The sequence below is a fragment of the Comamonadaceae bacterium OTU4NAUVB1 genome (genome assembly GCA_024372625.1).
Taxonomy (GTDB): Bacteria; Pseudomonadota; Gammaproteobacteria; order Burkholderiales; family Burkholderiaceae_C; genus Variovorax.
This window is the reverse complement of record CP099605.1, coordinates 1,360,240-1,385,384: the sequence shown is the minus strand read 5'-3', so window position 1 is coordinate 1,385,384 and position 25,145 is coordinate 1,360,240. Positions and strand designations below refer to the sequence as shown.

27 protein-coding genes, 1 tRNA gene and 2 pseudogenes are annotated in these 25,145 nt (G+C 72.1%); 9 read left to right on the top strand and 21 right to left on the bottom strand.

The window, feature by feature from the left end:
- Window positions 1-3: 3 nt before the first annotated feature.
- From NF681_09920 to NF681_09905, 4 genes are all read right to left on the bottom strand, one after another.
- The gene (locus tag NF681_09920; GenBank protein UST55453.1) at window positions 4-924 is read right to left on the bottom strand and encodes an SDR family NAD(P)-dependent oxidoreductase; all 921 of its coding nucleotides are present in this window, start codon (window positions 922-924) and stop codon (window positions 4-6) included.
- A gap of 124 nt (window positions 925-1,048) precedes the next feature.
- Complete coding sequence (locus NF681_09915) at window positions 1,049-1,426, bottom strand: response regulator transcription factor (GenBank protein ID UST55452.1); 378 nt, start codon at window positions 1,424-1,426, stop codon at window positions 1,049-1,051.
- Window positions 1,427-1,584: 158 nt separating this feature from the next.
- Window positions 1,585-3,153 carry a glutamate--cysteine ligase gene (gene gshA, locus NF681_09910; protein ID UST55451.1) on the bottom strand — a complete coding sequence of 523 codons (1,569 nt, stop codon included), beginning with the start codon at window positions 3,151-3,153 and terminating at the stop codon, window positions 1,585-1,587.
- Between the two features lie 113 nt (window positions 3,154-3,266).
- Window positions 3,267-3,938 (bottom strand): alpha/beta hydrolase, encoded by a 672-nt coding sequence (locus NF681_09905; protein ID UST55450.1) that lies wholly within the window; start codon window positions 3,936-3,938, stop codon window positions 3,267-3,269.
- Window positions 3,939-4,044: 106 nt separating this feature from the next.
- Between NF681_09905 and NF681_09900 the strand changes: the two genes are divergently transcribed.
- A complete protein-coding gene (locus NF681_09900) occupies window positions 4,045-4,497 on the top strand; it encodes a hypothetical protein (GenBank protein UST55449.1) in 453 nt (150 codons plus the stop codon).
- A 484-nt stretch (window positions 4,498-4,981) separates the two neighbouring features.
- Window positions 4,982-5,665: pseudogene (locus tag NF681_09895) on the top strand (collagen-like triple helix repeat-containing protein).
- A gap of 233 nt (window positions 5,666-5,898) precedes the next feature.
- Here the strand turns inward: NF681_09895 and NF681_09890 are convergent.
- Window positions 5,899-5,997, bottom strand: a pseudogene (locus NF681_09890) (SPOR domain-containing protein).
- A gap of 384 nt (window positions 5,998-6,381) precedes the next feature.
- Here NF681_09890 and NF681_09885 point away from each other — a divergent pair.
- Window positions 6,382-8,067: a ShlB/FhaC/HecB family hemolysin secretion/activation protein gene (locus tag NF681_09885; GenBank protein ID UST55448.1), complete on the top strand. Its 1,686-nt coding sequence runs from the start codon at window positions 6,382-6,384 to the stop codon at window positions 8,065-8,067.
- A 25-nt stretch (window positions 8,068-8,092) separates the two neighbouring features.
- On the opposite strand, the gene NF681_09880 is transcribed toward NF681_09885, so the two are convergent.
- Window positions 8,093-8,494, bottom strand: a complete 402-nt coding sequence (locus tag NF681_09880) for a hypothetical protein (protein ID UST55447.1) — start codon at window positions 8,492-8,494, stop codon at window positions 8,093-8,095.
- An 87-nt stretch (window positions 8,495-8,581) separates the two neighbouring features.
- On the opposite strand from NF681_09880, the gene NF681_09875 reads away from it, so the two are divergent.
- The gene (locus NF681_09875) at window positions 8,582-8,800 is read left to right on the top strand and encodes a hypothetical protein (protein UST55446.1); all 219 of its coding nucleotides are present in this window, start codon (window positions 8,582-8,584) and stop codon (window positions 8,798-8,800) included.
- 40 nt (window positions 8,801-8,840) lie between these two features.
- On the opposite strand, the gene NF681_09870 is transcribed toward NF681_09875, so the two are convergent.
- Both NF681_09870 and NF681_09865 read right to left on the bottom strand, forming a co-directional pair.
- On the bottom strand, window positions 8,841-9,746 hold the full coding sequence (locus NF681_09870) for a DUF808 domain-containing protein (protein ID UST55445.1): 906 nt from the start codon (window positions 9,744-9,746) through the stop codon (window positions 8,841-8,843).
- Between the two features lie 15 nt (window positions 9,747-9,761).
- Complete coding sequence (locus NF681_09865) at window positions 9,762-10,280, bottom strand: GNAT family N-acetyltransferase (protein ID UST55444.1); 519 nt, start codon at window positions 10,278-10,280, stop codon at window positions 9,762-9,764.
- A gap of 242 nt (window positions 10,281-10,522) precedes the next feature.
- On the opposite strand from NF681_09865, the gene NF681_09860 reads away from it, so the two are divergent.
- The 3 genes from NF681_09860 to NF681_09850 are packed head-to-tail and all read left to right on the top strand — an operon-like array spanning window position 10,523 to window position 11,266.
- Entirely contained in the window at window positions 10,523-10,672 is a 150-nt protein-coding gene (locus NF681_09860; GenBank protein UST55443.1) for a hypothetical protein, read from the top strand.
- Window positions 10,673-10,688: 16 nt separating this feature from the next.
- On the top strand, window positions 10,689-10,997 hold the full coding sequence (locus NF681_09855; protein ID UST55442.1) for a VF530 family protein: 309 nt from the start codon (window positions 10,689-10,691) through the stop codon (window positions 10,995-10,997).
- Entirely contained in the window at window positions 10,997-11,266 is a 270-nt protein-coding gene (locus NF681_09850) for a 2Fe-2S iron-sulfur cluster-binding protein (protein ID UST55735.1), read from the top strand. The genes NF681_09855 and NF681_09850 overlap by 1 nt, the downstream gene beginning before the upstream one ends.
- Here the strand turns inward: NF681_09850 and NF681_09845 are convergent.
- The gene (locus NF681_09845; GenBank protein ID UST55734.1) at window positions 11,247-12,449 is read right to left on the bottom strand and encodes an MFS transporter; all 1,203 of its coding nucleotides are present in this window, start codon (window positions 12,447-12,449) and stop codon (window positions 11,247-11,249) included. The two genes, NF681_09850 and NF681_09845, sit on opposite strands and share 20 nt — an antisense overlap.
- A gap of 95 nt (window positions 12,450-12,544) precedes the next feature.
- Here NF681_09845 and NF681_09840 point away from each other — a divergent pair, with 95 nt between their 5' ends.
- Window positions 12,545-13,192 carry an RluA family pseudouridine synthase gene (locus NF681_09840; protein UST55441.1) on the top strand — a complete coding sequence of 216 codons (648 nt, stop codon included), beginning with the start codon at window positions 12,545-12,547 and terminating at the stop codon, window positions 13,190-13,192.
- A gap of 19 nt (window positions 13,193-13,211) precedes the next feature.
- Here NF681_09840 and NF681_09835 read toward each other — a convergent pair whose 3' ends face one another.
- From NF681_09835 to NF681_09805, 7 genes are all read right to left on the bottom strand, one after another.
- On the bottom strand, window positions 13,212-13,652 hold the full coding sequence (locus tag NF681_09835) for a universal stress protein (protein UST55440.1): 441 nt from the start codon (window positions 13,650-13,652) through the stop codon (window positions 13,212-13,214).
- 52 nt (window positions 13,653-13,704) lie between these two features.
- Window positions 13,705-14,460: a 2OG-Fe dioxygenase family protein gene (locus NF681_09830; GenBank protein UST55439.1), complete on the bottom strand. Its 756-nt coding sequence runs from the start codon at window positions 14,458-14,460 to the stop codon at window positions 13,705-13,707.
- Window positions 14,461-14,497: 37 nt separating this feature from the next.
- Window positions 14,498-14,779, bottom strand: coding sequence for a DUF427 domain-containing protein (locus tag NF681_09825; protein ID UST55438.1), 282 nt, complete (start codon window positions 14,777-14,779; stop codon window positions 14,498-14,500).
- 76 nt (window positions 14,780-14,855) lie between these two features.
- Window positions 14,856-15,896: an L-histidine N(alpha)-methyltransferase gene (gene egtD / locus NF681_09820; protein UST55437.1), complete on the bottom strand. Its 1,041-nt coding sequence runs from the start codon at window positions 15,894-15,896 to the stop codon at window positions 14,856-14,858.
- Entirely contained in the window at window positions 15,897-17,156 is a 1,260-nt protein-coding gene (gene egtB / locus NF681_09815) for an ergothioneine biosynthesis protein EgtB (protein ID UST55436.1), read from the bottom strand.
- 115 nt (window positions 17,157-17,271) lie between these two features.
- Window positions 17,272-17,715, bottom strand: a complete 444-nt coding sequence (cynS, locus tag NF681_09810) for a cyanase (protein UST55435.1) — start codon at window positions 17,713-17,715, stop codon at window positions 17,272-17,274.
- Window positions 17,716-17,756: 41 nt separating this feature from the next.
- On the bottom strand, window positions 17,757-19,454 hold the full coding sequence (locus NF681_09805) for a long-chain fatty acid--CoA ligase (protein ID UST55434.1): 1,698 nt from the start codon (window positions 19,452-19,454) through the stop codon (window positions 17,757-17,759).
- A 134-nt stretch (window positions 19,455-19,588) separates the two neighbouring features.
- On the opposite strand from NF681_09805, the gene NF681_09800 reads away from it, so the two are divergent.
- Complete coding sequence (locus NF681_09800) at window positions 19,589-20,164, top strand: DUF1439 domain-containing protein (protein ID UST55433.1); 576 nt, start codon at window positions 19,589-19,591, stop codon at window positions 20,162-20,164.
- A 131-nt stretch (window positions 20,165-20,295) separates the two neighbouring features.
- On the opposite strand, the gene NF681_09795 is transcribed toward NF681_09800, so the two are convergent.
- From NF681_09795 to NF681_09775, 5 genes are all read right to left on the bottom strand, one after another.
- Window positions 20,296-20,372: transfer RNA gene (locus NF681_09795), tRNA-Val, on the bottom strand.
- Between the two features lie 45 nt (window positions 20,373-20,417).
- Window positions 20,418-22,685, bottom strand: a complete 2,268-nt coding sequence (locus NF681_09790) for a bifunctional (p)ppGpp synthetase/guanosine-3',5'-bis(diphosphate) 3'-pyrophosphohydrolase (protein UST55432.1) — start codon at window positions 22,683-22,685, stop codon at window positions 20,418-20,420.
- A gap of 32 nt (window positions 22,686-22,717) precedes the next feature.
- Complete coding sequence (locus NF681_09785) at window positions 22,718-23,680, bottom strand: alpha/beta hydrolase (GenBank protein UST55431.1); 963 nt, start codon at window positions 23,678-23,680, stop codon at window positions 22,718-22,720.
- A gap of 124 nt (window positions 23,681-23,804) precedes the next feature.
- The gene (locus NF681_09780) at window positions 23,805-24,437 is read right to left on the bottom strand and encodes an SIMPL domain-containing protein (GenBank protein ID UST55733.1); all 633 of its coding nucleotides are present in this window, start codon (window positions 24,435-24,437) and stop codon (window positions 23,805-23,807) included.
- Window positions 24,438-24,637: 200 nt separating this feature from the next.
- On the bottom strand, window positions 24,638-25,057 hold the full coding sequence (locus NF681_09775) for a hypothetical protein (protein ID UST55430.1): 420 nt from the start codon (window positions 25,055-25,057) through the stop codon (window positions 24,638-24,640).
- Between the last annotated feature and the right edge of the window lie 88 nt (window positions 25,058-25,145).

The window sequence follows — 25,145 nt, the reverse complement described above, 5'->3', positions numbered from 1 at the left end:
GCCTCAGCGCCGCGACGCCGCGGCCATCGCCTTGCCGACCTCGACGGTGCCTTGCGCGGCACCGCTCTGCGGCACGGTCTCGCCGCTGCCGCGCTCGAGCACCTCGTCGAGCCGCGCTGCGAGGCGTTCCGGCGCGTCGTCGCCGGTGCCGATGAACACGCCCCGGGTCAGCGTGACGTGCGCGGCCTCGAACCCGCCGGCGCCCGCGCACAGCACGGTGCGGTTGGGCGCGTCCTGCGAGGCCAGCACCAGCATCGCCGGCACCACCGCCTCGGGCTCCAGTGCGGCGAGGACCTCGGGCGGCATCAGGTCCTGGGTCATGCGCGTGGCGGCCGTCGGCGCGAGGCAGTTGACGCGGATGTCGTGCTTGGCACCTTCGATGCTCAGGGTCTGCATCAGGCCGACCAGCGCCATCTTGGCCGCGCCGTAGTTGCTCTGGCCGAAGTTGCCGTAGAGACCGGACGACGAGGTCGTCATGACGATGCGGCCGTACCTGCGCTCGGTCATGTGGGCCCAGACGGCCTTGGTGCAGTTCACGGCGCCCATCAGGTGCACGTCGAGCACCAGACGGAAATCGTCCAGCGCCATCTTCGCGAAGCTCTTGTCGCGCAGGATGCCGGCGTTGTTGACCAGGATGTCGACGCGGCCCCAGGTGTCGATGGCCGTGCGGACCATGGCCTGGACGGCGTCGAAGTCGGTGACCGAGGCGCCATCGGCGATCGCCTCCCCGCCGGCGGCACGGATCTCGTCGACCACGGCCTGCGCCGCCCCGACCGACCCGCCCGAGCCGTCACGCGCGCCGCCCAGGTCGTTGACGACGACCTTCGCGCCGCGCCGCGCCAGCGCCAGGGCGTGGGCCCGGCCGAGGCCGCCGCCCGCGCCGGTGACGATGGCGACGCGGCCGGAAAAATCGATGCTGCTCATGGAAAGGCCCGCCTTCTGGAAATCGGAAAAAAGGAAGGCCGTGGTTTTAACGCAGCGCGGTGCTCGGGGCCGCTGCGCAGGCGACACGCGGCGGCCGTGTCCGGGAGCGGCACGGCACGTGGCCTCAGGGCGCGCGGTGCGCGGTCTCGCAGTAGGCCAGGAGCTGGTCGATCTCGGCCGACTTGTCGAAGAAGGCATCGGCGCCGAGGGCACGCGAGCGCTCGCGCATGTCGCTGGTGGCGTAGTTGCTCAACACCACCACCTTCTGATGGGCCGCCCGGTCGCGGCACGCCCCGACGACACCCAGGCCGTTGCCCTGCTGGAGGAACAGGTCGACGATGGCCAGGTCCCAGTCGTCGCGGTGGTCGTGGAGCCAGTGCACGGCCTCGTCCTCGGTGCTGGCGTGGGCGACGACGGTCGTGTCGGCGACGTCTTCGAGAAATCCGACCAGGTTCTCGCGGATGACGGGGTTGTCTTCGACCAGGTAAGTCCTGAAAGCCATGGGTGGATGCGAAAGAGGTGATCGCGCCGGAGCGCCGGAGGATGGCATGACGTGATCATGCGGAGCGTGCCGACCGGGGTCCGGTGGGCCGGTCCGGCCAATCCGGGTAGGCCGACGCCTACCGGACCGGCACATCCGGCGCCACGCCCGGGAATGGCTCAGACCGCCGCGATGGAGCGCCGCGGCCGGCCGGCGCCCGTCGATCTGCCCAGCCGTGCCGGCGACACGTACTGCTGGCGGTAGATCTCGAAGGGCATGGTGTCGCCGGCCTCGACGTGCTTCTGCGCGTCGACGGAGGCGATGCTCTCCTGCTCGAAACGCGCATGGGTCGCCGGCGGCAGCGGCGCCGCGAGCAGCGCCAGGCGGGTGGCCTCCGAGCGGGCGCGCACGAAGGACGTGAACGAGTCCGCGTGCTGCGTCGCCATGGCGTCGAGCACCCGCGCCGACGGCAGCAGGCTCGGGTCGTCCAGGGCCGCGACGGCCGCCGCGAGGGCTTCGGCGTGCAGCCGGCCGCCCTGCACCGCGTCCATCGCCTCGGCGATGGGACGGCACTGCGCGACCAGTTCGCGCGCCCAGTCGACCAGCGCGATCTCCTGGCCACCGCGCCGCAGCCGCAGGCCCGGTTCGCGGCCGCGCGCGGCCGTCAGGTCCTGGTTGTGCGCCAGTTCGGCGATCTCCTGGGGCGTGTCGCGCGGGCTGTCCTCGAGCAGGCAGTGCAGCAGGAAGACGTCGAGGAAGCGGATCGTCGGGGCCGCGATGCCCACGGTCTCGAACGGGTCGAGGTCCATCAGCCGCACCTCCACGTACTCCACGCCGCGCTCGCGCAGGGCATGCAGCGGGCGCTCGCCGGGATGGATCACGCGCTTGGGCCGGATGGTGCCGTAGAACTCGTTCTCGATCTGCAGCAGGCTGGTGGCGAGCTGGTTGTACTCGCCGCCCGGGTTCTGCACGCCGATGGATTCGTAGGCCGGCCAGGGCCGCGTGAGCGCCTCCTGCAGCGACGCGCCGTAGCCTTCCAGGCCGTTGTAGCTGACCTCCAGCGACGCCTGCGCCTCGCTCTGGTAGCCCAGACGCCCCATGCGCAGCGAGGTGCCGTGGGGCATGTGCATGGTGCCCTCGCCGATCGGCTGCAGTTCGTGCGGCCGGCCCTCGACGAAGCTCTTGCACAGCGCCGGGGAGGCGCCGAACAGGTAGAGCAGCAGGAAGGCATGGCGGCGGAAATTGCGGATCAGCGCGAAATACTGCTCGCTGGACACGCCCGGGAGCGACCAGTTGTAGTGGATGCCCGAGATGGTCTGCATGCGCCGCCCGTAGCGGTGGCCCAGACCCATGCGGTAGACGCTCTTGGCGCGCCCGACGTTGGAATGGCCGTAGCGCCCGATCGGGATGGTCTCGTCGGCCGGCAGCCCGCAAGGCATGCTCGACACCCACAGGCGCTCGTCGCCGGCGGCGTCGAGCACGCCGTAGGTGAAGCGGTGCACGTCGGTCAACTCGTCGAGGGCCGCCTCCACGCTGGCGTGCACCCCCGTGATGAGTTCGACCTGCGATTCGCTGAAGTCGGTCGTGATGTGCGGATGCGTCAGGGCCGAGCCCAGCGCCGCCGGGTGCGGCGTGAGCGCCAGCAGGCCGTCGGGCTGCGCGCGCAGGCTTTCCTTCTCGATGCCGCGGCGCATGCCTCTCAGCCGGTCGGGCGCCAGCGCCGCCAGCCGCTCCTGTAGTTTGCTCATTGTGTGGGTCGCCCGTCGAACGTGATGGGGCTGGAAGTTAGCATTTATGCGTACAGGCTGCTGCCGGAGGCCATCCCAATCGATGGCTGCGGGGACGCGGTCGATGGGTGGCATCAGGGCCGCGCCAGCACGCGCTGCAGGAAGGCTTCCAGATCGGCGATCTCCTCCATCGACACCGAATGCTCCATCGGGTATTCGTGCCAGTCGACGGTGCAGCCCAGGCCGACCAGCGCGTCGCGGGTCGCCAGCGCGCGCGCGATCGGCACCACGCCGTCGCGCGAGCCGTGCGCCAGGAAGATCGGCGTGTCGCGGTTGGCGTCGCTGCGCTCGGCCGCGGTGGTCGGCGCCAGCGGCAGGTAGCCAGAGAGGCCGACGATGCCGGCGAGGCGCCGGGCGTGGCGCAGCCCGGTCAGCAGCGCCATCGCGCAGCCCTGCGAGAAACCGGCGACCACGATCCGTTCGGCCGGGATGCCGCGGGCGACCTCGTTGTCGATGAGCGCCTCGATGGTCGCGCGCGACGCGTGCAGGCCGGCGGCGTCCTCGGGCTGTCCCGGACCGGCGATGTCGTACCAGGCGGGCATCGGGTAGCCGCCGTTGACGGTGACCTTCATCACCGGCGCGTTCGGGAACACGAAGCGCACCGCACCGACCGGCGACAGGTCGAGTTCGCGCGCGACGGGAACGAAATCGTTGCCGTCGGCGCCCAGGCCGTGGATGACGATGATGGCGGCGACCGGGTCGGGCGCGGTCAGGCGTTCGATGGGAGGGAGGGTGGCGGTGGACATGGCGGACCTCGAAGGGGAAAAAGTACGACCCGAACCTTAGCCTACCGCCTGGAGCCGGTGCCGGGGTGTCGTCCTAAGTTCCTGGATTGCACCAGGAACCCACACCATGACGACCCACGAATCCAAGCACGCCAGGAACGACAAGCACGCCGCGGACCCCGCGCCCCTCCAGGACGCCCGCGACCCGATCCCCGACGCACCCGTCGCCGAGTCCGCCCCTGGCCAGGAAGCGACCGGCGCGCGCGAAGGCGCCGGGGGCCCGTTCGTCAAGGCCAAGTTCGACGGACTGGTGCTGGTCTGCGGTCAGTGCGAGGAACGTGGCAGCGGCCCGTCCAAGCTGAACGCGAAAGACGCGCGCAAGTCGCTCAAGAAGGCGCTCGGCGCCCAGCGCACGCGGGTGCGCATCGTGCAGTCGTCCTGCCTGGGCCTGTGTCCGAAGAAAGCGCTCGCTGTCGCGGCGGCCGGCCAGGGCGCGCCGTCGCTGCTCGCCGCCGCGCGCCACGAACGCGATCTGCAGGCCGTGGCGGAACGCCTCGGCGCCGTCGCCAGACACGACTGAACCGGGGGCCGGCACCGCGCGCCACCGCGTCGCGCGCGACCCGGTTTTCGGGGAAAACTGTCGAATCCTTCAGTATTCACCACGGCAGGCCAGCCGGCCAGCTGTGACTTTTTTCACGCTCGAAAACGCCTCCGGCAGTTGTTTCTAAGCGTGTCGATCTTCACCGAATGTGACTTGAAACGTAAAAACAGGGAAGCGGTTCCCAACTTCGTGGAACCGGACCACCCACCAAGCCGATGGCCGGAACGACACGTCCGGACACCGGTGGTTTCAAAGTGATTTTCTGGAGATGGACATGAAGGCTTTTTCTCAACCCCGATTCAGGTCTCTCGCTTGCGCGGCCGCCGTGGCCGCCGTGCTGGCGACATTGGGCGGATGTTCCTCGAGCGGTCAGCTGGGCGCCTCGGCCGGCGGCCAGAGCAGCGCCACGCCGGGCGGCCTGGGCGGCGGAGCCAAGGGCGACAACGGCGACAACCTGGGTGGCATGGGTGGCACCGGCAGCGACAAGGACGGCACCTCGGGTACCGGCGTGGCCGACGGCGGCACGGGCGCGAGCGGCGGCACGGGCGTCGCCGGTGGCGGCACGGGCGCCGGCACGGGCGGTGGCCTGCCCGGGAACCTTCCCGGCGTCCCCGGCGGCACTCCCGGCGGCACGGGCGGCACAGGAGGCACCGGCGGCACGGACGCCGCCGTGGCCTCGGCCACCGGCCAGCTGCTGGGCAAGACCGGCGAGGTCGTGAGCGGCGTGGGCGAGGTCGTCGCCACCACCGGGGCCCGCACGGCCCTGGGCGGCGTGCTGGCCGAGGCCGGCGCGACGGTGGGCAGCGCCGGTGCGGCCGTGAGCACGGGCCTCGGCCAGCTGGGCACCGGCCAGGACGTCGTGGGCAAGACCCTCGCGGGCCTGCCGGCGGTCGTCGAGGGCGCGGGCGCGACGGTCTCGACGACCGGCGTCGCGCTCGCCTCGATCGCCGAGGGCACGCCCCTGGGCAGCGTCACGGACGTGGCCGGCAACGTGCTGGGCCGCGTGGGCGAGGGCGTCGGCGTCCTCGCCGACCGGCTCGACACCGTGACCGGCGCCGACGTGGTGCGCCAGATCACGGGCGGCGCGAGCCAGGTCGTCGCGCGCATCGACAGCGTGCCCACCCTCACGCAGCGCCTGGGCGACGCCACGGGCATCGGCCAGCCGGTGGACGGGCTGCTCGACGGCGTGGGCAACCGGCTCCAGCAGCTGCCCGTGGGCGGGCTCACCGCGCTCACCCAGCCCGTGGGGGCGACGGTGGCGAGCGTCGGGGGCCTCGTGACCGCGACGGGTACGGGCGGCGCGGGTGGTATCGGTGGCGCGACGGCCGGCGGCCTGGTCGGCGGCGCGGTCGCCGGGCTGCCGACGGCCATCGGCACGGTCGCGGGCCTGGGCGGCGCCGGTGCGGCGAGCGGCGCGGGCGCGCTGGTGGGCACGGTGGGCACGGCCGCGGGCGTGGGCACGGGCGTGGCCTCGGGCGTGGTCGGCGGCGCGCTGGCCACGGTGGGCGGCATCGCCGGGGGCGTGCTCCCGGGCGGGGCGGGTGCGCCGGGGGGTGCGGTCGCCGGGCTGGCCGCGCCGGTGAGTCAGATCGCCTCGGGCGCCGTCTCGGGCGTGGCCGCGGTGGTGTCGCCGGTGGCGGCGGCGGTGGCGGTGCCGGTGGCCGCGACGGTCGCGAACGTCGCGGGCGGCGTGGGCGCGGCCGTGGGCCAGACGGTGGGCACCCTCGGCACGGCCGTCGGGGGCCTCAGCGGGGGCTCGGCCACGGGCGGGGCCACTGGCGGCGGCCTGCTCGTGGGCGTGGGCGCGACGCTCGGCCTGGGCGGCCGCACGGTCTCGAAATGATGAGCGTCATCGCCAGGCCGATGCCTCTCCTGCGTGTCGGCGTGGCGCTCGCGCTGGCTGGCGGTGCCGCCGCGCTGCAGGCGCAGAACGCGCGGCCGGGCAATCCGCTCGACCAGCTGCCGGCGCCCGCCCCCGTGCCGGCGCCGCGCGATCCGGCGCCCCGAGTCGAACTGCGCGCGCCGGCCGGCCCGACCGGCAACCGGCTGGAGCAATCCTTCACCGCCACGCGCTTCGACATCGAGGGCGTGCGCGCCCTGCCCTTCGAACGCGTCGCCGCGCTGTTCGCGCCGCTCGCCGGCCGGCCGACGACGGCGGCGCAACTGGTCCAGCGCGCCACCGAGGCCAGCGCGCTCTATCGGGACGCGGGCCATCCGCTGTCCTTCGTCTTCGTGCCCGACCAGACGTTCGCCGGCGGCGTGGTGCGCGTGGTGGCGGTCGAGGGCTACCTCTCCGGCCTGCGCATCGAGGGCGACGCCGGGCCGGCCACGCCCAAGCTGCGCGAGATCGCGGCGCCGCTGCTGGCCGAGCGGCCGTTGCGGCAAGCGACCTTCGAGCGCGTCACCCAGCTGCTCGCGCGCATGCCGGGCCTGACGGTGGCGGCCACCGCGTCGATGCCCGGCACCACCGACGGCGCCACCGAACTGGTGCTCAAGGTCAAGCGCGTGCCCTACGACGTCTCGCTGGGCGCCGACCTGCGCCAGCCGCGCTCGCGCGCCGTCCTCAACGGCGTGTGGAACGATCCCTTCGTCGCCGGCGGACAGCTCAGCGCGTCGACGCTGGTGGGCGATTTCTCGCGCGAGAAGCTCTTCACGCTCGGCTACACGCAGCTCGTCGGCGCCGACGGGCTGGCCTGGCGGACCAGCCTGACGCGCTACAGCGGCTACCCCGACTCCCGCCTCGGCCGCGGCGCCCCGCTGGAGCGCCGCAACACCAACCAGCGCGCCGAACTCTCGGCCAGTCAACCCCTGCGGCTGGATGCGCGCGGCAGCCTGACGCTCAACGGCGGCTTCTACGCGGTCGACAATTCCGACGACTACCGGGTGCCGGCCAACGGCGTCACCCTGAGCGAGGACACGCGCGTGCGCGCCCTGTTCGCGCAGCTGGCCTATGTCGATGCGACCCCCGGACGCAGCCGCAGCGCCAGCGCCCTGCTCGCGCACGGCATCGACGGCCTGGGCGCGCGGGCGGTGGTGCGCAGCAACATCGACGCGCTCAACGGCGTGGGCCTGTCGCAGACCGATTTCACCCGCGTGACCTTCGACGCGAGCCAGCGCGACCGCTTCTCCGGCGGCTGGGGCACGGGCGTGTCGTTCGGCGGGCAGTACAGCGGCCAGTCGCTCGCCGCCTCGGAACGCATCGCCTTCGGCGGGCCGCGCTTCGCGCGCGGCTACGCGCCGGGCGACGGCGCCGGCGACGCCGGCTGGGGCGTCGGGGTGGAATTCAACCGGCAGTTCGCGCTGGACCTGCCGTGGCTGCGGCAGGTCGAGCCCTACGTGCTGCTGGAGGCGGCCCGGGTCTCGACGCGCTACGGCGAGCCGCTGCCGCGCGAGTTGCGCTCGATGGCGCTCGGGCTGCGGGTGTCGGACGCGCGCCACTACAGCATCGACGTGGCGGTCGCCAAGCCCACCGGCGACGCGGCGTTGAACAACCCGCTGCGCAAGACGCGGGTGAGCCTGCAGCTGAGCTACCGGCTGTCGGCGCCCTGAACGTCGGCGCCCGGCGCGCGCCGCCTCAGCGCGCGGCCTGTTGCCGGCACTGCGCGACGTTGCGCGCGAACTGCGCCGCCAGGCCCGGCTCGCACACCGGACTGCCGGGCACCAGCCGGCACAGGCCGACCACCACGAGGTCGGAGACCGCCACCGTGCAGGCCGCGTAGGGCGCCAGGTCCGGGTTGGTGTGCGCCTTGAAATCCCAGTCCTCGGAGAACGCGACCATGCGCTCGGTGGCGCCCTCGAAGAAGTCGCGGTCGCCCGCGCGCACGGCCGCCTCCATCCTGGGCATCTCGTCGTCGAGGAAGCGCGTGGCCGCGGCCGGGAACCGCGCCGGGTCCTGCGGCGGCAGCTGGGCCCGGGCCGATGCGACAACCAGCAAGGCCGCTGCCAGCGCGATGGCGCGCGATGTCTTCATCCGCATGTCGAGTCTCCGTGCATGCCGCCAGGCCCGCCGCGATGGCGGGACGGCGTCGTTCGTGGTCCGGGGCGCGCACCTAAACTCCCCGCCATGGCTTCCAAACCCTCACGACCGCCGCGCATGCTCGAGCGCGGCATCCTGTGCGCGCTCATCGGCATCGCCGTCCTCGTCGGTCCGCGCTTCCTGCAATCCCCGACGTGGCGCGACATGGTCGGCGGCGCCGCCGTGGTCGGCTGGTTCGCGCTGGTGCTGGGTCTCGCGCTCGTCGCGGTCGATCTGGTGCAGCGGCTGAGACGACGCCCGCGCTGACCGCGCCCGGACCGGGCGCGCGCGCGGCCGGTGCGACCGTTCAGCGCCGGCCCCACAGGCGCTTCGCCCCTTCGACCACCGCCAGCACGACGGCACCGGCGGCGATGCCGACCCCCGCGTTGGCGAGCATCGAGCCCAGCGAGCCGACCAGCCCTCCCACGCCGGCCGCCCAGGCCTCGACCGCGTGCCCGACCGCCGGCACGCCATGCACCAGGATGCCGCCGCCCACCAGGAACATCGCGGCCGTCCCCACCACCGACAGCGCCTTCATGAGCCACGGCGCCGCGGCCAGGATGCCCCGGCCCAGCGCCCGCGCGCCCGCCCCCTCGCGCCGGCTCAGGTGGAGCCCGGCGTCGTCGAGCTTCACGATGCCCGCCACCAGGCCGTAGACACCGGCCGTCATCACCAGGGCGATGCCCACCAGCACCGTCACCTGCGTGACGAACGACTGGCCGGCCACGGTGCCCAGGGTGATCACGATGATCTCGGCCGAGAGGATGAAGTCGGTGCGGATCGCACCCTTGACCTTGTCCTTCTCGAGCGCGGCGACGTCGACCTCGTCCTGCGCCACGGCCCGGGTCAGGCGCGCCTCGTCGTCCTTGCGGGCCTCGGGATGCAGGAAGCGGTGCGCCAGTTTCTCGACGCCCTCGAAACACAGGAAGGCACCGCCCACCATGAGCAGCGGCGTGATCGCCCAGGGCGCGAAGCTGCCGATCAGCAGCGCCGCCGGCACCAGGATCGCCTTGTTGACGAAGGAGCCCTTGCACACCGCCCACACCACGGGCAGCTCGCGCTCGGCCGTGACGCCGGTGACCTGCTGCGCGTTGAGGGCGAGGTCGTCGCCGAGCACGCCGGCGGTCTTCTTGGCCGCTAGCTTGGTGAGCACGGCGACGTCGTCGAGGACCGCCGCGATGTCGTCGATCAGGAGGAAGAGACTGGAGGCCATGGAAATCGACCGGACTCAGACGACGCTGCGCTTGAGGCGGATTTCCTCGATCTTGACGGTGCCCAGCGCCGTGGTCTTGGCGGTCTTCATCTCGCGCTTGAAGCCGGCGAGTTCGAAGAAGCGCATGGCGCGATCGTTGCGCAGCGGCACCCACAGCGTGACGGTGGTGCAGCCCTCGTCCTCCAGGCCCTCGCGCGCGGCGTCCCAGAGCGCCACGCCCACGCCCTTGCCCCAGTGGTCGGGCTTGATGTGGAGCGCCCAGATCTCGCCGGTGGTCGACGGCGTCTTGGGGTCGCGCGAGCGATCGAAGCCCACGAAGCCGACGACCTCGGTGCCCGCCACGGCGACCTGCACCTGCGGCTCGCTGAACTCGATCGCCTCGCGCCACTTGGATTCGCGCGTGGCCGGCGCCAGGGCGCGCAATTCGTCGTCGGGAAGGATGCCGGCATAGGCGGCCGCCGCGGCGGCGGCGTGGACTTCGGCGATGGCCCTGGCATCGCGCATCGTGGCGGGGCGGACTTCGTAATCAGACATGGCGGACAGACAGAAAAAAGGAATGAAGTGAGAAGAACGGAAAAAGGCGGACGGGCCGGTCGACCTCCGCACCGACGCGCCACGCGGGTCCGGGGCCGATGCGTCCGGCGCACCGTGGCGCCCGCCCGGCATCGCGGCGGCGGCCGGCGTTCCGGCGGGCCCGTCGCGGTGTCGGCCATTGTCGCCGCGCCGCTAAACTGCCCTTTCACGTTTTTACCCCATCGCACTCCTGGAGACCCCCCATGGCCAAAGGTCAGCAACGCAGCAGCAAGGAAACCAAAAAACCCAAGAAGGACACGTCGCCGCCCAAGCTGCCGTCCACCAGCGGCGAGCCCGTCGTGCGCACGGTGACCACGGCGGTCATCCCGCGCGGCAAGCTCAAGGACAAGTGACCAGGCCGGTGCCCAGGTGACCCAGGACCTTCCGCCCCGACCGGCACCGGCGCCCGCGCCCGCGCCCGCCTCCCAGCCGCGCAATCCGCTGCACGGCCTGACGCTGGAGGCCATCGTCACCGCGCTCCAGGCGCACTATGGCTGGCAGGGGCTGGGCGAGCGCGTTCCGCTGCGCTGCTTCACCAGCGACCCGAGCATCGCGTCGAGCCTGAAGCTGCTGCGCAGGACCCCGTGGGCGCGCGAGAAGGTCGAGGGCCTGTACCTCTTCATGCTGCGCGAGCAGCGTCGCGGCGGTGGTGGCGGCCGGCCGGACGCCGGGCCATGATGAAGGCGCGCCTGTCGCCACTCGAGCGGGAATTCGTCATCCAGCCCGCGCAGACCGTGCTGCGCGCCGCCGAGGCGGCCGGAATCGACCTGCCCAGCGCGTGCCGCAACGGCACCTGCCGCACCTGCATCTGTCTGCTGACGGCGGGCCGGGTGCGCCACACCATCGAATGGCCCGGCCTCAGCGCCGAGGAAAAGGCCGAAGGCTGGTTCCTGCCCTGCGTGGCCGAGCCGCTCGGCGACATCGAGGTCACTTCACCGCTGGCGTGACCGCCACGGCCGGCGCCACGAGCCGGTCACGCTGGGCGAGCGACGGGAACAGCTTGAACCACGCCAGCGCCACGCCCACGGTGCCCAGACCGCCCAGCACCACCGAGCCCACCGGTCCGAGCAGCGCCGCCGTGGCGCCGGATTCGAATTCGCCGAGCTGGTTGCTCGCGCCGATGAAGATCGAATTGACCGCGCTGACCCGCCCGCGCATCGCGTCGGGCGTCTCCAGCTGCACCAGGGTCTGGCGGATGACGACATTGACCATGTCGGCCGCGCCCGAGACGGCCAGCGCGACCAGCGAGATCATGAAGCTGCGCGACAGGCCGAACACCACCATGCACACGCCGAAGGCCGCCACCGCGATCAGGAGCGTGCGCCCGACCCGGCGCTCGATCGGCCGCCGCGTGAGCCACACCGAGGCCACCAGCGCGCCGGCCGCCGGGGCGCTGCGCAGCAGCCCCATGCCCCAGGCGCCGGTGTGCAGGATGTCGCGCGCGTAGATCGGCAGCAGCGCCACCGCGCCGCCCAGCAGCACGGCGAAGAGGTCCAGCGAGATCGCGCCCAGCACGGGCTTGCGGCGCCAGATGAAGTCGACGCCGGCGAACACGGTCGCCAGCGTCACCGGCTCGCGCACGCGCGCGGGTTGCACGTAGCGCAGGCCCGCGACCAGCACGCCGCCGACCAGGAACAGCGCCACGCTCGCGCCGTAGACGACGCCGGTGCCCAGGGCGAACAGCAGTCCGCCGAGCGCGGGGCCGCCGATGATCGCGCCCTGCATGCCGGCCGAACTGAAGGCCATGGCGCGCGGCAGCATGACCGGGGGCACCAGCATCGGCGTGAGCGCCTGCTGGGCCGGCATCTGGAAGGCACGCACCGCGCCCAGCACCACCGACAGCCCCAGCAGCAGCGCGCGCGAATCGCGGTGCTCGACGTGGGCCAGCAGCAGTGCCAGCGCGACCACGCCCTGGACCGCGAAGCACACCGCCACGATGCGCCCGCGGTGGTGGCGGTCGACCACGTGGCCCGCGTAGAGCGCCAGCACCAGCGCCGGCACGAACTGGTAGAGCCCGACCAGCCCCAGGTCCCAGGCGCTGCCGGTCAGGTCGTACATGTGCCAGCCGATGGCCACCAGCAGCATCTGGCTGGCCGCGGTGCCGAACAGCCGCGCCGTCCACATCCGCATGAAGGGGCGCTCGCGGGTCAGGTCGGTGAAGGTGGGGGGAAGCGGCGTGGAAGCGGTATCGGAGGCGGCGTCGGGCATCCGATCGAGAATAGCCCATGCCCGCTCCCTTCGCCCACCACGAGGACGCCCACCTGCTGGTGCTGGAGAAACCCGCCGGGCTCCTGTGCGTGCCCGGCCGCGGCGCCGACAAGCAGGACTGCCTGAGCGCGCGCGCCATCGCCCGCTGGCCCGATGCGCGCGTCGTGCACCGGCTCGACATGGCCACCAGCGGCCTGGTGCTGATGGCACGCGACGGCGCGACGCAGCGCGCGCTGGGCGACGCCTTCGCGAACCGGGACGTCGACAAGCGCTACGAGGCCGTCGTCGACGGCCTGCCGGGCGCGACCGGGTCCGATGCGCGCGGCTGGTCGGTGATCGACGCGCCGATCGCGCCGGACTGGCCGCGCCGCCCGCTGCGGGTGATCGACGCCGCCGGCAAGCCGAGCCTCACGCGCTGGCGCGTCCTGGAAGCGCTGCCGGAGCGCCGCGCGAGCCGGGTGCTGCTGGTGCCGACCACCGGGCGCACGCACCAGCTGCGCGTGCACCTGGCCTCGATCGGCCATCCGATCCTGGGCGATGCGCTCTATGGCGACGCCGCCGTGCAGGCACGCTCGCCACGCCTGCTGCTGCACGCGAGCGCACTGACGCTGCGTCATCCGGCCACGGGCGAGACCCTGCGCTTCGAGAGCCCGGCACCGTTCTGATCGGAAGGCCGGGGTCGCCTCAGCGACCCTTGACCACCATCACCGGCATCGGCGCGTCCTGCAGCACGCGCTGCGTGACGCTGCCCAGCAGCAGCTTCTCGATGCCGGCGCGGCCGTGCGAGCCCATCACGATCAGGTCGGCGCCCAGCCCCACGGCGGTGTCGACGATGCCCTCGTGCACGACATGGCCGTCGACCACGCGCTGGTCGCTGTGCAGTCCCTCGGCCGCGAGGGCCTCGACGCCGTGGGCGAGCGCCGCGCGGGCACCCGCGGTGGCGGCGGCGAGGTATTCGTTCTGGCCGAGCGCGTAGTCCGCGCCGACACCGATGAACGGATAGTTGTCGATGACGTGGATCAGCGTGATGCGGCTGCCGAACGCGAGCGCCAGGCCGCTGGCCTTGCTGACCGCCAGCATGGACGTCTCGGAGCCGTCGATGGGGACCAGGATGTGGTGGAACATGGGCGGACCTCCGAGCGTTGAGTCAAAAGCCGCAATTTAACTCGCGCGCGCGTCACCCGCCCTGGAAGCCGTCGCGCCGGCAGGTCACGACCAGCGTGTCGCGGTGCCCCCCGGCCAGGTGATTGCCGTCGCGGTCGGCCAGCGGCTGGATCGGCGTGGACTCGTGGATGACGCGGGCGTCGTCGAGCAGCAGGAGGCTCCAGGGCGCGGTCAGCGTGAAGCGCTCGCCGCGCGGGCCGTCGGCCTCGAAGACGCGCGTCTCGCCGCCCCGGATGCCGGTGCGCGCCACCAGCATCACGGCCACCAGGTCGACGCCGTCGCGGTGCGCGCCCTCGGGCGTGGGACGGCCGATGCCGCCGGCGGTGTCGATGCGGAACTGGTGCGCCTCGACGAACCAGCGCCGCGCGCCGTACAGCGCGCTCGCCACGTCGGCGAGGCGGCCCATCAGGGCCTGCCAGGCGGGCAGCGCCACGCTGGCCGCCTTCATGGGCGCGAACCAGCGGTGCATGCCGCCGTGCAGCGCGTTGTATTCGACCGGTTGCCAGTGCGCCCGCTGCGCCACCGGCGCGACCGCTTCGCCATCGACCAGGAAACAGGCATGGCGCCGCTGGCGGTAGCGTCCGCCATCCTTCAGGTAGGCGTCGGGCGGCAGGTCGTCCCAGTCGGCGCGCAGGGGTTCGAGGGCATCGAGCGGCAGGCCCAGCCACCGGGCGACCCCTTCGGGGTCGAGCACCGCGTAGCCGTGCGTCCGCAGCCGTCCGACGACCGCGTCGGGTGCCGTCGCGGGCGGCGCGAAGGCGGTGGTCACGGCCGCGCCGCGGCGCGCGCGGCTGGAACGTGGAGGCTCATGCCTCGACCTTCACGCCCTTCCAGAAGGCGACCCGATTCCTGATCTCGTCGGCTTCGGGCTTGGGATCGGCGTAGTACCAGGCCGCGTCGGCGTTGAGTTCCCCGTTCACCAGCAGCGAGTAGTAGTTCGCCGCGCCCTTCCAGGGACAGGTGGTGCGGTGGTTGCTGAAGGTGACGTGGTCGCGGTTGAGCGAGTCGATCGGGAAGTAGTGATTGCCTTCGAGCACGACGATGTCGTCGCTCTCGGCGATGGTGGCGCCGTTCCAGGTTGCTTTCATGGGAGATCTCCAGGGCGCCGCGGGCTGCGGCGCGGGTAGCGGATACGTCGTGCGCGCATGGTCGCGCGACACCGGTCTATTGTGCCGCGACGGGCGCCTGCAGCCAGTGCACGCTGAACAGGCGGTCCGCGTCGGTCCAGACCGCCTTGGGCGTGAAGCCGGCCCGGACCGCCAGGGCGCGCAGGTCGTCGACGGTGAACTTCTGCGAATTCTCCGTGTGCAGCGTCTCGCCCTCGGCGAACTCGAAGCGCTCGCCGTCGAGCGTCACGGTCTGCCGGCGGCGGCTCACCAGGTGCATCTCGATGCGGCGGTGCGGCGCGTTGTAGAACGCCGCGTGCGTGAAGCCGTCGACGTCGAAATCGGTGCCCAGCTCGGCGTTGGCGCGGTGCAGCAGGTTGAGGTTGAACGCGGCCGTGATGCCCTGGGCATCGTTGTAGGCGGCATGCAGCACCGCCGGGTCCTTGACCAGGTCGACGCCCAGCAGCAGCCCGCCACCGCGCAGCAGGCGCGCGGCCAGTTGCAGGAACGACAGCGCCTCGTCGGAGGTGAAGTTGCCCAGCGTGGAGCCGGGAAAGAACCCGACCCGCCGTCCGGCGCCCTCGCCCGGCGCGGGCAGCACCAGCGGCATCGTGTAGTCGGCCGCCACGGGCTGCACGACGAGGCCGGGATAGTCCGCGCGCAGCCGCGCGGCGGCGCCCTCGAGGTGGTCGCCCGAGATGTCGATGGGCACGTAGCGGCGCGGGGCCTCCAGGGCGTCGAGCAGCAGCCGCACCTTGGTCAGCGAGCCGGCGCCGAACTCGATGATCTCCGCCTGCGGCCCGATGTGCGCGGCGATCTCCGCCGCCGAGTCGGCCAGGATGCGCAGCTCGGTGCGCGTCGGGTAGTACTCGGGCAGCGCGCAGATGCCGTCGAACAGTGCCGAGCCGCGGGCGTCGTAGAAGAACTTGGGCGAGATGCCGCGCACCGGGCGGGACAGGCCGGCGCGCAGGTCGCGCCCGAACTCGGAGGACGCCGCCGGGGCGGGGCCGGACGCTGCCGGTGCCGGGCTGGATGCCGACGGTGCGGCGAGCGTCTGGGCCGCCGCGGTCGCGACGGTGTGATGGGGAATACCTCGCATTCAGAGATCCTTGGCGAGGCGCAGCCCCGTGAACTGCCAGCGTGCGGCGGGGGGAAAGAAATTGCGGTAGCTCGGCCGCGTGTGGCCCGACGGCGTGGCGACGCTGCCGCCCCGCAGCACCAGCTGGCCGACCATGAACTTGCCGTTGTATTCGGCGGCGATGCCCGGCGCCGGCCGGAAGCCGGGGTACGGATCGTAGGAGGAACGCGTCCACTGCCAGACGTGGCCGGTGGCCTGGCGGAACGCCGGGTCGGCACTGGCCACCTCCCATTCGAACTCGGTCGGCAGGCGCGCGCCGGCCCATTCCGCATAGGCCGCCGCTTCGTACAGGCTCAGCTGCGCGACGGGCTCGGCCGGGTCCAGCGGGCGCACGCCGTGCAGGCCGAAGACGTGCCAGTCGGCGGGGCCGCCCTGGGCATGGCCCGCCAGGCGCGGGTCGCCGGCCTCGATCCAGTAGGCCGGTGCCTGCCAGCCCTGCGCGCGCACCAGCGCCCAGCCGTCGGACAGCCACAGGCCCGGGTTGCGATAGCCGCCGTCGGCGATGAAGCGGGCGTAGTCGCCGCAGGTCACCAGCCGGTCGGCGATGGCGTGCGGCTGCAGCAGCGCGGCGTGGCGCGGCGTCTCGTTGTCGAACGCGAAGCCGTCGCCGTCGTGGCCGACCTGCACCTGGCCGCCGACATGTTCGAGCCAGCGCGTCGACGGCGCGGCCGACGCGAGCCGCAGCACGGGCGCCGACACCGGCTGGTAGGCCGGCAGCAGCGGGTTGCAGGAGAAGGCGTGCAGGATGTCGGTGACGAGCAGTTCCTGGTGCTGCTGCTCGTGCTGCAGCCCGAGCGAGACGATCGGCTCGATGGCGTTCCATGTCGCGGCGCTGCGCAGCGCCTGGTCGAACATTCGCTCGACCGCCCCGTCGACGTGCGCGCGATAGGCCAGCACCTCGTCGCGCGACGGGCGCGTGAGCAGCCCCCGCTGCGGTCGGGGATGGCGCGGGCCGAGGGCTTCGTAGTAGGAATTGAAAAGGAAGTTGAAACGCTCGTCGAACGGGCGATGGGCGCTCAGGTGGGGCTGGAGCAGGACCGTCTCGAAGAACCAGGTGGTGTGCGCGAGGTGCCACTTGGTGGGACTGGCGTCGGGCATCGACTGGATGCACTGGTCTTCGGGCGACAGCGGCGCGGCACGGGCCAGGCTCTCTGCACGCACTTCGCGAAAGGCATCGCGCAGCGCGCTGGCGGTCGGCGCCTGCGGCCGGGGGTACGTCATAAGTTCTCCGGGTCTCCGTGGGTGCGCCAGAGTGTCATCGACGGCGCCCCGACGGCCCCGTAGGACAAGCCCGCAGCCCTGCCGGGCACAATGGCTCCCCGGTGGCGGCCGACGCTCAGTAGGTCTTGTACGGCAGGAACTTGCCCGACAGCACGACCTGCACGCGGTCGCCCTTGGGGTCGGCCTGACGCTGGATGTCCATCGAGAAGTCGATGGCGCTCATGATGCCGTCGCCGAACTCCTCGTGGATGAGCGCCTTGATGGTGGTGCCGTAGACGTTGACCATCTCGTACCAGCGGTAGATCAGCGGGTCGGTGGGCACGGCGGTGGGCAGCGAGCCCTTGTACGGCACGGCCTGCAGCCACTTGCGGTCGTCGGCGTCGAGGTCGAACAGCTCGGCGACGACGTCGGCCTGCTCGGCCGTGAAGGTCATCTGGCCCAGGCACGCGGCCGTGGTCCATTCCTTGGACAGGCCGACGCGTTCGGCGACGGTGCTCCAGCTGATGCCCTTGAGCACCTTGGCGGTGATGATCTTCTCGGTGACGTCGTTGCGGCTCATGTGAAAAAGGCTCCTGTGATGGGTGCCCTCGGGCAAGCAAGTTACGTACCCCTGGCCGTCTCGCGCTCCTGCAGCAGGCGCCACATCACCTTGCCCGCGCCGCTCTTGGGCAGCGCGTCGACGAACTCGACCTCGCGCGGGATCTTGTAGACGGCCATGTGCTCGCGGCACCAGTCGATGACCTGCTGCGCGGTGGTGTCGCGGTGGGTCGCGCGCAGCACGACCACGGCCTTGACCGATTCGCCGCGGTAGGCGTCCTTCATGGCGATCACGCAGGCCTCCTGGATCGCGGGGTTCCTGAACATCAGCAGCTCGACCTCCGCCGGCCAGACCTTGAAGCCGCTGGCGTTGATCATCCGCTTCAGGCGGTCGGTCATGAAGAAGTAGCCGTCCTCGTCGACGCGGGCCATGTCGCCGGTACGGAAGAAGCGCTCGCCGTCGATCTCGACGAAGGCGGCGGCGGTGGCGTCGGGTCGCTTCCAGTAGCCCTGGAACACCTGCGGACCGCGCGTGACGACCTCGCCGGACTCGCCCACGGGCATCTCGGCCAGCGTGTCGGGGTCCACCACGCGCGAATCGACGCCCACGAACGGGATGCCCAGGCACTGCTGCTTGGGATGCTCGAACGGGTTGGCGTGCGAGGGCGCGGCCGTCTCGGTCAACCCGTAGCCTTCCTGGTAGCGCAGTCCGTACTGCTCGAACAGCCGCTGCGCCACCGCCTGCGGCATGGCCGCCCCGCCACCGCCGATGTAGGTCAGGCTGCTCAGGTCGAAGGCGTCCAGGTTGGGGCTTCCCATGAGGTCGATCACCATCGTGGGGATGTTGGTCCAGTTGGTGATGCGGCGCACCGAGATCAGGCGTCCGGCCACCTCGCGGTCCCAGCGCGGCATGATCACCAGCGTGCCGCCGGCGTGGATGGTGGTGTGCATCATGCTGACGATGCCGGTGATGTGGAACATCGGCACCACCGCCAGCACCACGACCTCCGAGGACACGGCGCCCCACAGCTGGCTCGCGACCGCGTTGACCATCAGGGTCGAGTGCGGATGGATGCAGCCCTTGGGCAGGCCGGTGGTCCCGCTGGTGTAGGGCAGCAGCGCCATGTCGTGCGCGCCCACGACGTGCTCGGGTGGCGCGTTGGCGCCATCCAGGGCGTCGCGCCAGTGCATGCATCGGCCGCCGTCGAGCGCGGGGAGCGGATGTTCGGCCGTGAGCCATTCGCGCCAGGCCGGCGCCGGCGCCTCCTCGCCGGCGACGTCGCGGTCGAAGGCGTCGGTGAACCGCGTGGCGATCAGGTGGGCCAGGCGCTGCCCGGGGGGCAGCGCGTTGCTGGCCTTGGCCACCTCGCCGGCCAGGTCGCCGGTGGTGATGGCGACCTTGGCATCGGGGTCCACGATGTAGTGCTTAAGCTCCTCCGCCCGGTTCATCGGGTTGACCGGCACGACCACCGCGTTGGCGCGCAGGATGGCGAAATGCGCGATCACCAGCTGCGGACAGTTCTGCATCGCGAGCACCACACGGTCGCCGCGCCGCACGCCCAGCGCATGGAGGGTGCCGGCCAGGCGCTCGGCCTGGTCGACGAAGTCGCGGTAGCTGACGGCCTGGCCGAAGAAGACCAGCGCGTCCTTGTCGGGATAGCGCGCGGCGGAGGTGGCGAGGTTGTGCCAGAGCGAGGTCGCCGGCACGGTGATCGCGCGGGGCACGCGCTTCGGCCAGAACTTGAAATGCGGACGTTCCATGAGGTCTCCAGAGAGCCCGCCAGCCTACGCCGCGAGGTCGGCGGCCGGCATCGGGCAAGTCCCGAGCGCGTCGCGCAGGCGACGCGGGGGCGATGGCTCGGAACTCGCCGCGCCGTGGCAAGCTCCGACCCGCCATGCACCGACGCCTTTCCCCTCCCCGCCGCCTGTTTCTCGTCCGGCTCGCCGCCGGCGCCGTCGCCCTGCCCGCGTTGCCGACGCTCGCGGGCTTCAATTTCTTCCTCAGCGAGTACACGGCCACCCGCGCCGAGATGCAGGCGCAGATCGCCAGGCGATTCCCGGTGCGCCAGCGCTACGCCGAGCTGTTCACGGTCGACCTGCGCGACCCGCAGCTCGGCCTGGACGCGCCGACCAACCGCGCCGCCATCGCCGCGCGCATGACCATCGGCAGCCCGCTGATGCAGCCCTCCAGCATCGACGGCGTGGTGACGATCAGCAGCGCCCTGCGCTACGACGCCGCCGCGCGCGCCGTGCGCCTGGACCAGCCGAAGGCCGACCGCATCGAACTCCAGGGCATCGGCGGTGCCGACGCCCAGCGCCTGCAGCGCATCGGCGGGCTGGTCGCGCAGGAGCTGCTGCGCGACTACCCGCTGCTCACCTTCAAGCCGGAGGACCTGACGGTCGGCCGCAAGACCTACGAGATCGGCGCGATCACGGTGCAGCAGGACGACATCAAGGTCGAGCTGAAGTGAGCCGCCGCACCCCGCACCGAGCACGCTGAACGGCCGGGGCGGAGGCGGCATCGGGCCGTTCCGCCGACCGGCCAAAAAAAATCCTTCCGGACCGTGGGTCTGGAAGGACTTGTTTTCTACCAAGGGTGAGTTGGTAGGCGCGATTGGATTCGAACCAACGACCCCCACCATGTCAAGGTGGTGCTCTAACCAACTGAGCTACGCGCCTGCGTTCATTCGAGAGCGCGATTATGGCATGAAAATCCGTACCTGATCAACGCCTGCGCGCGGAGCGCACGCCCGGCACCATCGCGACGGTGCCCAGCACGTGCTGCAGCCGTGCCGCGCTGGCGATCTCGACCGTGAAGGTCATCCACGCCGTGCCCTTGACCGACTGCGTCTGCACGCCGATCACGTTCATCTTCTCGCGCGCGAGCACGTCGGAGATGTCGCGCAGCAGGCCCTGCCGGTCGGCGGCCTCGACCGCCACGTCGACGGCGTAGACCGGCTGGTCGGCCGACGGCTTGGGCGTGCCCCACTCGACGTCGATCACGCGCTCGGCGCTGTGCGCGGCCATCGTGCGGAAGTTGCTGCAGTCCGCACGGTGCACGCTCACGCCGTGGCCGCGCGTGACGAAGCCCCCGATGGCGTCGGGCGGCGCCGGCCGGCAGCACTTGGCCAGCTGCGTCATCAGCGACGACACGCCCACCACCAGCACGCCGCCCTTGCCCGACTTCTCGCTGCCCTTGGACTTGCGGATGAGCACGCCCTCGTCCGGTCCGGGCACCGGGCTGGGCGGACGCAGCAGCATCTCGATGTTGCGCAGCGAGAACTCGTCCTTGCCGACGACCTCGAACAGGTGGTCGGCCGACTTGAAGCCCAGCTGCGACGCGAGGTCCTCCAGCTTGAAGGCCGTGCGGCCCTCGCGTTGCAGCAGTTTCTCGACCGCCTCGCGCCCGCGCGCCACGGTCTCGTGCGTGACCTGGGCGTTGAACCAGGCGCGCACCTTGGCACGGGCGCGGTGGCTGGCCAGATAACCCAGTTCGGCGTTGAGCCAGTCGCGCGAGGGGCCGCCCTCCTTCGCCGCGATCACCTCCACCGTCTGGCCGTTCTGCAACGGCGTGTTCAGCGGCAGCATGACGCCGTCGATGCGCGCGCCGCGGCAGCGGTGGCCCAGGCTGGTGTGGACGGTGTAGGCGAAGTCGACCGCCGTCGCGCCCTGGGGCAGCTCGACGATCGAGGCGTCGGGCGTCAGCACGTAGATGCGGTCGTCGAAGAGGCCCTGGCCCTGGCGGCCGTCGGAGAGGTCGCGCTCCCAGGCCAGCAGCTGGCGCAGCACCGCGATCTTGGCGTCGTACTCGCCGCCGGCCCACACGCCGGCATAGCCGCGCGGGCCGGCCTCCTTGTAGGCCCAGTGCGCGGCCACACCGTGCTCGGCGTGGTCGTGCATCTGCTCGGTGCGGATCTGGATCTCGATGGGCTTGCCGATCCGGCCGTCGTGGGCCTTGCGCACCACCGTGTGCAGCGACTGGTAGCCGTTCGCCTTGGGCCGCGCGATGTAGTCGTCGAACTCCTCGTCGATCGGCTCGAAGTGCGTGTGCACCCAGGCCAGCGCGGCATAGCAGTCCTTCACGTCGGGCACCACCACGCGCAGCGCCAGGATGTCGAAGACCTGATTGAAGTCGAGCGACTTGCCGCGCATCTTCTTGACGATGCTGTAGATGTTCTTGGGCCGTCCCTGCACGGTCGCGCCGATGCCCTGGGCGTGCAGCTCGTGCTCGAGCTGGCTGCGCAACTGCTCCACGTACCCCTCGCGCTCCACGCGCTTCTCGTCCAGCAAGCGGGCGATGAGCTTGTAGGTCTCGGGCTCCAGGAAGCGGAACGACAGGTCCTCGATCTCCCACTTGACCTGCCAGATGCCCAGGCGGCTGGCCAGCGGCGCGAACACCTCCAGGGACTCGCGCGCCACCGCCTCGGGCACCGGCCGGCGGCTGGCCGCGGCGTGGCGCAGGGTCTGCAGCCGGGACGCGAGGCGCAGCATGACCACGCGCAGGTCGCGCGAGAACGCCAGCAGCATCTTGCGCACGTTCTCGGTCTGCGCGCCGCCATCGGCCCCGTGCGACCCGGCCGTCGCGCTGCGCGCCTGCTTCTGGACGTTGACCAGCTTGGTGGTCTCGACGGCGAGCGCGGCGAAGTTGTCGCCGAAGACCTTGGCGATGACTTCCTGCGGCCGGTTGAGGTGCTGGCACGTGTAGACGAGGTAGCTCGCCGCCTGCATGGCCTCGGAGCCGCCCATGGCCGAGACGATGGCGGCCACGGCGTCGGCGTGCGCGAGGGTGTTCTCGCCGGTGTCGAGCGTCTCGTCGGCGATCAGCGGTTCGGCGAAGGAGCGTGCGCGCACCAGCATGTGGTCGATGGGCGGCGTGTGCTCGGCCGTGGCGACCGACAGCGGGTAGTCGGCCGCGCTCGCCTCCGCGCCGTCGGATGCGCCCTGCGCCGCGTCCGGGCCGTGGGCCGGCGGGCTGACGGGACCGCGCTTCATCCGGTGGGCTTCCGTGGGGAGGTGCGCCGCGTTCAATCGAACAGGAACGCGGTCACCGCCGCGCTCTGAGCCGGGTCGACGAAGGTCGGCGCATGGCCGACGCCCTCGAATTCGACGAGGGTGGCGCGCGGCCCGCGCCGGGTCATCTGCCGCGCCGTCTCCGGGGTGATCAGGTCGGACTGCGCGCCGCGCACGAGCAGCGTCGGCGCGGTGATGGCGTCGTAGAGCGCCCACAGCATCGCCTCGCCCTGCGCGGCGGCCTCGGGCGTCGCGGTGCGAAACGGCACCGCGATGGCCGGGTCGTAGTGCAGCAGCAGCGGACCCTCGGGTTCGATCCAGGGATCGACCTCGTCCCCCACCTTGGCGCCCCCGTCGGCCGTGCGCCGCGACGCCGCGGCGACCATGGGACGCGACAGCGCCAGCCACTGTTCGGCGGTGTGGGGGCCGAAGCTGCTCGACAGCGCCCACATCGCATCGGCCGCCTCCTGCAGCGTCGCGTAGCGACCGCCCTGCCCCACGTAGGTGGCGATGCGCCGCAGCGCGGCCGGGTCGAGCGTCGGTCCGACGTCGTTGATCACCAGGCGATGCACCGGCACCGGCAGCGGCAGCGCCGCGTGGCCGGCGACCACCAGGCCGATCAGCCCGCCCATGCTGGTGCCGACGTAGTCGAGCGTGGCGATCGGCCGCTCGCCGTGCAGCCGGGCCACCAGCGCGACCATGTCGGCCGCATAGAACGGCACCTGGTAGCCGGCGGGATCGCGCAGCCAGTCGCTGTGGCCGCGGCCCGCGACGTCGGGGCACACGACCCGCACGTCGCCGCCGGCGCGCGCCACGATCGCCTGTGCCAGCGCGTCGAAATCGCGGCCCTGCCGGGTGAGGCCGTGCACGCACAGCACGACGTGCGCGCTGCGGGCGTCGCCCCACTGCCAGTACGCCATGCGGTGGCCGCCCTGGGCGTCGTCGCAGGTCACGAAGAAGAGGTCGGGTCGGGTCATGGCATCGCGCGCCGGACGGCACGAAGAGAGATCAACGGAGGTCGTCCGGCATCGTAGTTGATCCCGTCGGAGGCGGTGCCGCACCGCCGTGTGGGGCGGCGCCGCGACCTGGCCGGGCGGAGGCCTAGTCGCGCAGCTGCACCGAGCCGGAGACGTTCACCACGACGCTGGCCTTGCCCGCCTCCACCGGGACCGGGGCGTCGGCGGCGAACGCCTTGGCCTGGGCGGCCATCATGCGCGGGCGCTCCGGGCCGGCGTCGTTGGCGTTGACCGACACCTCGCGCAGCGTGTAGTTCCCGAAACCGAAGCCGCGCGCGAGCTCGCCCGCCTTCTGCCTGAAGTTCTCGATGGCGAGCGTCTGCGCCCGCGCCTCGACCCGCGCGCGCTCCTCGCGGCTCAGCCCGAAACCGACGTTGCCCAGGCTCAGCGTGGTGATGCGGCCGGCGGTCTGGGTGATGCGGGGGAAATCGCGCCCCTCGATCACCAGTTCGGTCGTGCCCTGCCAGCCATTGACCTTGCCTTCGCGCGTGTAGCGCGGCGACAGGCTGAAGTTGCCGGTGCGCACGTCGAGCTGGCCGGGCTGCGCGTTCTTCCTCGCTTCGGTCAGCGCGGCCTCCAGCGCCACGCGCAATTGGTTCTGCACGGTGGCGGCGTCGGGTGCGTCGCGCGTCGTGCTCAGGGTGATGCTCAGCAGGTCCTGCTGGACCTCGACCGTGCCGGAAGCCGACAGCTGCAGCACGTTCTGCGGCGGCGCCACGGCCTGCGCCCGGGCGGAGGACGGCGCGCCGGCGAGGCCGCAGAAGCAGACGGCGGCGGCCAGGACGGCGGCGATCGGCCCGGCGCGATGGCGGGACGGGGTGGAAGCGGAGGTGGCGATCGAGATCGGGGTCGAGGTCAAGGCACGGGTCCTGTGGGAAGGCGGTTGCGGAAGGCCGCCGGGCCGCCGCTTCCGCGGCGCTAGGGCTGGCGCTGGCTGCGGGGCATTGTCAGCGACGAACGCGACGAGGTCGGCACCAGCGGCACCGTGGCCGGGCCGAGGCCGACCGGCGACGCCTGGACATCGCCGTCCGCGCCGGCGTGCGGCGGCACGCTCACGGCCGCAGCGGGCTGCGACTGCTGGCGCACCTGGGCGCGAAGCTCCAGCAGTTCGCGCGCCGTCAGGCGCCGGCCGGCCGCCAGTTCACCGCGCCGGATCTCCTCCCGCTGGGCGTCGCGGTGGCGCTCGACCGTGCGACGGATGTCGTCGCGGTGCGCGCTTCCCACCTGCACCACGCCCAGCGGCGCCGGCGCGGGCGAGGCGGCCCAGAGCGGCGGGCCGGCACAGATCAGCAGCAATCCCAGGGCGTTGGCCCGCTTCGTGTTCGTCTTCGTTTTCATCCGGCAGGGGTCGGGCGCCAGGGGCGTGGGGCGGTCATCGGTCGATCTTCCGATGATGTGCGGCCCGTCGGCACGGGCCCAGGCAAGT

Bases quoted from the DNA above. Each gene is read 5' to 3' on its own strand.
- NF681_09920 (UST55453.1), bottom strand. From the start codon at position 924: ATGAGCAGCATCGATTTTTCCGGCCGCGTCGCCATCGTCACCGGCGCG.
- NF681_09915 (UST55452.1), bottom strand. From the start codon at position 1,426: ATGGCTTTCAGGACTTACCTGGTCGAAGACAACCCCGTCATCCGCGAG.
- gshA (UST55451.1), bottom strand. From the start codon at position 3,153: ATGAGCAAACTACAGGAGCGGCTGGCGGCGCTGGCGCCCGACCGGCTG.
- NF681_09905 (UST55450.1), bottom strand. From the start codon at position 3,938: ATGTCCACCGCCACCCTCCCTCCCATCGAACGCCTGACCGCGCCCGAC.
- NF681_09900 (UST55449.1), top strand. From the start codon at position 4,045: ATGACGACCCACGAATCCAAGCACGCCAGGAACGACAAGCACGCCGCG.
- NF681_09885 (UST55448.1), top strand. From the start codon at position 6,382: ATGCCTCTCCTGCGTGTCGGCGTGGCGCTCGCGCTGGCTGGCGGTGCC.
- NF681_09880 (UST55447.1), bottom strand. From the start codon at position 8,494: ATGCGGATGAAGACATCGCGCGCCATCGCGCTGGCAGCGGCCTTGCTG.
- NF681_09875 (UST55446.1), top strand. From the start codon at position 8,582: ATGGCTTCCAAACCCTCACGACCGCCGCGCATGCTCGAGCGCGGCATC.
- NF681_09870 (UST55445.1), bottom strand. From the start codon at position 9,746: ATGGCCTCCAGTCTCTTCCTCCTGATCGACGACATCGCGGCGGTCCTC.
- NF681_09865 (UST55444.1), bottom strand. From the start codon at position 10,280: ATGTCTGATTACGAAGTCCGCCCCGCCACGATGCGCGATGCCAGGGCC.
- NF681_09860 (UST55443.1), top strand. From the start codon at position 10,523: ATGGCCAAAGGTCAGCAACGCAGCAGCAAGGAAACCAAAAAACCCAAG.
- NF681_09850 (UST55735.1), top strand. From the start codon at position 10,997: ATGAAGGCGCGCCTGTCGCCACTCGAGCGGGAATTCGTCATCCAGCCC.
- NF681_09845 (UST55734.1), bottom strand. From the start codon at position 12,449: ATGCGGATGTGGACGGCGCGGCTGTTCGGCACCGCGGCCAGCCAGATG.
- NF681_09840 (UST55441.1), top strand. From the start codon at position 12,545: ATGCCCGCTCCCTTCGCCCACCACGAGGACGCCCACCTGCTGGTGCTG.
- NF681_09835 (UST55440.1), bottom strand. From the start codon at position 13,652: ATGTTCCACCACATCCTGGTCCCCATCGACGGCTCCGAGACGTCCATG.
- NF681_09825 (UST55438.1), bottom strand. From the start codon at position 14,779: ATGAAAGCAACCTGGAACGGCGCCACCATCGCCGAGAGCGACGACATC.
- egtD (UST55437.1), bottom strand. From the start codon at position 15,896: ATGCGAGGTATTCCCCATCACACCGTCGCGACCGCGGCGGCCCAGACG.
- egtB (UST55436.1), bottom strand. From the start codon at position 17,156: ATGACGTACCCCCGGCCGCAGGCGCCGACCGCCAGCGCGCTGCGCGAT.
- cynS (UST55435.1), bottom strand. From the start codon at position 17,715: ATGAGCCGCAACGACGTCACCGAGAAGATCATCACCGCCAAGGTGCTC.
- NF681_09805 (UST55434.1), bottom strand. From the start codon at position 19,454: ATGGAACGTCCGCATTTCAAGTTCTGGCCGAAGCGCGTGCCCCGCGCG.
- NF681_09800 (UST55433.1), top strand. From the start codon at position 19,589: ATGCACCGACGCCTTTCCCCTCCCCGCCGCCTGTTTCTCGTCCGGCTC.
- NF681_09790 (UST55432.1), bottom strand. From the start codon at position 22,685: ATGAAGCGCGGTCCCGTCAGCCCGCCGGCCCACGGCCCGGACGCGGCG.
- NF681_09785 (UST55431.1), bottom strand. From the start codon at position 23,680: ATGACCCGACCCGACCTCTTCTTCGTGACCTGCGACGACGCCCAGGGC.
- NF681_09775 (UST55430.1), bottom strand. From the start codon at position 25,057: ATGAAAACGAAGACGAACACGAAGCGGGCCAACGCCCTGGGATTGCTG.